Source organism: Nocardioides maradonensis, from assembly GCF_054777115.1.
The window spans coordinates 1-4,552 of the sequence record NZ_BAAHAZ010000037.1 but is presented as its reverse complement, the minus strand read 5'-3'; the positions used below and the strand labels follow the sequence as shown (position 1 = coordinate 4,552).

2 protein-coding genes are annotated in these 4,552 nt (G+C 68.6%); both read left to right on the top strand.

Annotation, left to right across the window (positions count from 1 at the left end):
* The first annotated feature begins 390 nt into the window (after positions 1-390).
* Positions 391-3,900: a MobF family relaxase gene (mobF, locus tag ACYVAQ_RS23255; protein ID WP_460792992.1), complete on the top strand. Its 3,510-nt coding sequence runs from the start codon at positions 391-393 to the stop codon at positions 3,898-3,900.
* Between the two features lie 196 nt (positions 3,901-4,096).
* Positions 4,097-4,330, top strand: a complete 234-nt coding sequence (locus ACYVAQ_RS23250; protein ID WP_460792990.1) for a helix-turn-helix domain-containing protein — start codon at positions 4,097-4,099, stop codon at positions 4,328-4,330.
* Positions 4,331-4,552 lie beyond the last annotated feature (222 nt).

Sequence of the window (4,552 nt, the reverse complement as noted above, 5' to 3'; positions counted from 1 at the left end):
ACACTCCGCATCTCCTGCCTCGAGCTCGAGGACAGGTTCTCGGAGGGGGTCAGTTTTCAGTTGCCGTTTGGGGGTCAGTTTTCACGTGCCGTCGACACCGTAGGCACCCGGCGGCAGATGCCGTCCCGGCAGTCTCTAGCCGACTCTGCAACTGCCTTCTTATGCCCACTCAGCCACGACCATTGATCTACATTGGCTCTTTGCGGCTTCTGAAATCTGCTCGCATTTCTGCACTCTCCCCCCGCTTCGCATCCCCAGCTCAGTCGGGACGCATGCTACGAAGGTTCGTAGATGGGTCGCCCGGAATGGGGGCGGCCCACGCGGCATTTCTAGGGGTCCGTTGGTTGTCGACGGACACCGTGGGAGCGGGTGATCTAGGTGCATGGCGGGGTGAAGTTCTACACCGGCTCACCCAAGGCTGCCCGCGCCTACGTCGAGGCCGACCACTCCAGCACCGATGACTACTACCTCGCCGAAGGCACCGGTCTCGCCGACCGACTCATCGCCACACCCGACGGCGTCACCAGTGCGAGCTCGATGGGCGGCGAGGAGTACGAGCGGTGGGTCGCAGGGATCGACTTGGCGACCGGCAAGCCGAAAGGCCGCATCCGCGACGACGAGCACGCACTGCGGTTCGTCGAGGTCGTCATCAACGGACCCAAGACCTGGTCCCTCGCCGCCGCCCTCCACACCGAGATCTCCGCAGCTTTGGATGCGGCGCAGGACCGGGCAGCGGAGCAGGTCATAGGGTGGCTGGCCCAGCACTCCACCACCCGGGTCGGGCCCCGCGGGCGGCAGGTCCAGGTACCGGTCGAGTCCATGGAGGCAGCGGTGATCCGGCACTACACCTCCCGTGCCGGCGACCCCCACCGTCATCTCCACCTCCAGATCAACGCCCGCGTGTTCGCCGAAGCGAAGTGGCGAGGCCTGCACTCAGTCGGGGTGCGGCACTCGATCGATGCGATCAACGGCATCGGCCACGCCGCGGTCGTGACGGATCCCGAGTTCCGGGCGGTGCTCTCCGCGCATGGGTTCACGATGGACGAGGCCGGTGAGCTGGCCGAGCTCGCCCCCTATGTCGGGCGGTTCTCCGCACGGTCCGCCCAGATCTACCGCAACCTGGACCGCGTCGAGGCCGAGTGGCGCCGCGACCACCCCGCTGAGGAACCCGGCCGCGGGCTCCAATCTTCGTGGGCGCGGTTGGCGTGGGCACAGGACCGGCCGGACAAGGTCGTGCCCATCGACGGTGCCGCAATGGTGTCGGAGTGGAACGAGCTCCTTCACCACCTCGGGTACGTCGATCCGCCCCAAGTCGGACTCCCTTTCACTAACCCCGGTCCGACGGTTGGGTCGATCGACCGCGACCAGGTTGCGGACCTGGTCATCACGCGGCTCGGAACCGCGCGGTCGGCGTGGAACACCGCAGACATCCGTGGCCAGGTCGAGCAGCACCTCGCCGCCACCGGCCTCATCACCACGGCTGCGGCGAGGATCGAGCTCGCCGAGGACATCACCAGCCGCGCCGTCCAGCGGAGTGTCCCGCTCATCGACGACCCGGGTGTCCCCGAACACGTCCGGGCACTCACCTCGACCCGGGTGCTCGCGGTCGAGGCCGAGCTCGTCGCCTCGATGACCCACCGCGCTGTGCAACCTTCCGCACCCGCAGCTCCACCTCGCGATGCAGGTCTCGACGACGCACAGACCGAATCGGTCGCCGCCCTCGCCGGAACAGGCCAGCTGGTTGTGGTCGAAGGCGCGGCCGGCGCTGGGAAGACCACCGTCCTCGCAGCACTACGCACTGAGCTCGGCCGACAGGGGCGCCGGTTGGTGGTGGTGACACCGACACTGAAGGCGGCCCAGGTCGTGACAGACGGCACCGGTATCGACGCGTCGTCGGCCGCGTCCCTGGCCAGGGAGTTCGGCTGGACCTGGGACGACGACGGCCACTGGACCCACCACCCCGACGACAGCCCTATAGGACCCGCGGCTCTTGGCCCGGGCGATCTGTTGCTTGTCGATGAGGCCGGGATGATCGACCAGGACACCGCGCTGGCGTTGTTCCAGATCGCCGACCAGGTCGGCGCCCGGATCGCACTCGTCGGAGACCGCCACCAGCTCCCCGCCGTCGGCCGCGGCGGAGTCCTCGACCTCGCCACCCGCTGGGCCAACCCCGACTCCGTGGTCGGGCTCGACGTCATCCACCGCTTCACCGACCTCGACTACGCCACCCTCTCGCTGGCGATGCGCCGCGGTGAGCACCCGGAGGAGGTGTTCGACCAGCTCTGGGAACGCGGACAGATCCACCTCCACGCCACCGAACCCGAACGCTTCCACGACCTCGCCACCGCGACCGCCGAACGGATCGCAGCCGGCGACCAGCAGTCGGTGGTCATGGCCGACACCCTCGCCCAGGTCACCAGCTTGAACGGTGCAGTCCGGGACCAGCTCGTCGCCCTCGGCCACGTCGACGACACCCGCGCCGTCACCACCAATGCCGGGGAACGGATCGGAGTCGGGGACCGGGTCGCTACCCGCCTCAACGACCACGGACTCGGCGTCGCGAACCGCGACCAATGGATCGTCACCGCGATCACCGACGACGGCACGCTCACCCTGGCGCCGACAAGCCCGAACCGTCGCACCGGCAACGCGTTGGTGCGCGAGGTGCCGGCCTGGTACGTCGCCAGCCGGGTCGAACTCGCCTACGCCACCACCGTGTACGGCGCCCAGGGCGAGACCACCACCGTCGGGCACCTGTTGATCACCGACACCACCAGCGGGTCCGCGGCCTACGTCAGCATGACCCGCGGGCGCGACGACAACATCGCCCACCTCGTCGCCGACACCCCCGAGCAGGCGAAGGCGACATGGATCCGTGTCATGGGACGCGACCGGGCTGACCTTGGCCCCACCCACGCCGCCACCCAGGCCGCCGACGAGATGGAACGCTACGCACCCCAACGCCCCCGCCACCTCGTCCTCGCCCAGCTCCACAAAGCCTGGACCCGACAGGCCGACCTCGCACGCGAACGCGACGACCTCGAGACCTTCCGACACCACGCCACCGCCGTCCTCACCATCCGCGCCGCACACGCACCCAAGATCACCAAGCTCCGAGAAGACGCCCGCGCCGCACACCACCACGCCCACCAGACGCGGAACCAGCTCAAGGCACTCGCGGCCGGCATGGCCCGCGAGGAGCACGACCTTGTCGCGAACCTGCTCGACGCCTGGCAGCACGACCAGCGCGAAGCAGTCACGGCGGCAGCGACCGTCCGCAACGGCGCCGGGCGGCTCGGCCAACGCCGCCGCCACGTCCACGACGCCCAAGACCACCTCGACCAGTGGACCCAACGCTGGCAACACCTCATGCCCGACACCACCGAACATCCCGAGCAGCAGCTGTTGAACCTGTCCGCCGACCAGGCACGAAAGGTGGTGGCGGAGCACGCCCGCGACCAGGTCACCCACACCCACCCCGAGGCGACCCAGGCGCGATCCGTGGCAGCAACAGCCGACTCGCTCCTTGAGGCGGCCGAAGCCAACCTCAACACCGTCTACGACAAGCTCGACGCGGAGCTGGCTCCGCACCGACGGGTCGCCCGCCTCCGGAACCTGACCACGGCCCTCACCGACGCCGAGCGACGACTCGACCAGCTCGGCCTCGAGCTCGACCGCGTCGACAACACCGTCGCCGCCCTGCAACGCTCCCCCGAGATCCGCAGCCTGCCCCGCGACGACCTCCAGGCCGAGCACGACCAGTGGCAGCTCACCCGCACCCAGGAACAGGCGAAGGCACGAACCACTCGACGCGTCGACTCGCTGGCGACTCGCGGCGTCGGCACCGACCCCAGCCACAGGCCTCCGGCCCGTGATCGTGGCCCCGGACTCGGCCTATGACCCGCCCGCTCGACCCCACGAACAGCGTTCGGAAAGGGGTCTCGGAGAACTTTTTAGGGATACCTGTTGACCTGCAGAAACCCAGGTATCCCCCTCCTCCATCCGGGCAGGTATCCACGATTTCGGTAAACCTGCCGGTCGATCCTGATCAACCCGAGCCGACCGCTCACCACCACCATCAGCAAGGACACCCGCCATGAGCACCCAACCGCAACCCACCAACCCCGACCACCGCAACCTCGGCGACGAGATGCTCACCCTCCAAGAAGCCTGCAAGCTCCTCCGCCTCCCCGAAGGCACCCTCCGCTACTGGCGCCACCTCGGCGCCGGCCCCCGCAGCTTCAAAGTCGGACGCCACGTCCGCTACTGGCGCACCGACCTCGTCCTCTGGCTCGCCGAACAGGCCAACCGTCCACAAGACCACCGCTGACGCTGGCCCTTCTGTCGCCCCTCGGGCGACCATGGACGGCACTCGGAAGGAGCACTGCCATGGCAGGCAGCATCGCCAAGAGACCCAACGGCAAGTGGCGCGCCCGGTACCGCGACGATGGCGGTCAGTGGAGTCCAGCAGAGTGGTGTACGACGGACCTGAGTGAGCGCGTGCCTGCAACGTAGGCGCGGCCACCAGGTGGATCCTTCGAGTGATCTCTCA

Bases quoted from the DNA above. Each gene is read 5' to 3' on its own strand.
- ACYVAQ_RS23250 (WP_460792990.1), top strand. From the start codon at position 4,097: ATGAGCACCCAACCGCAACCCACCAACCCCGACCACCGCAACCTCGGC.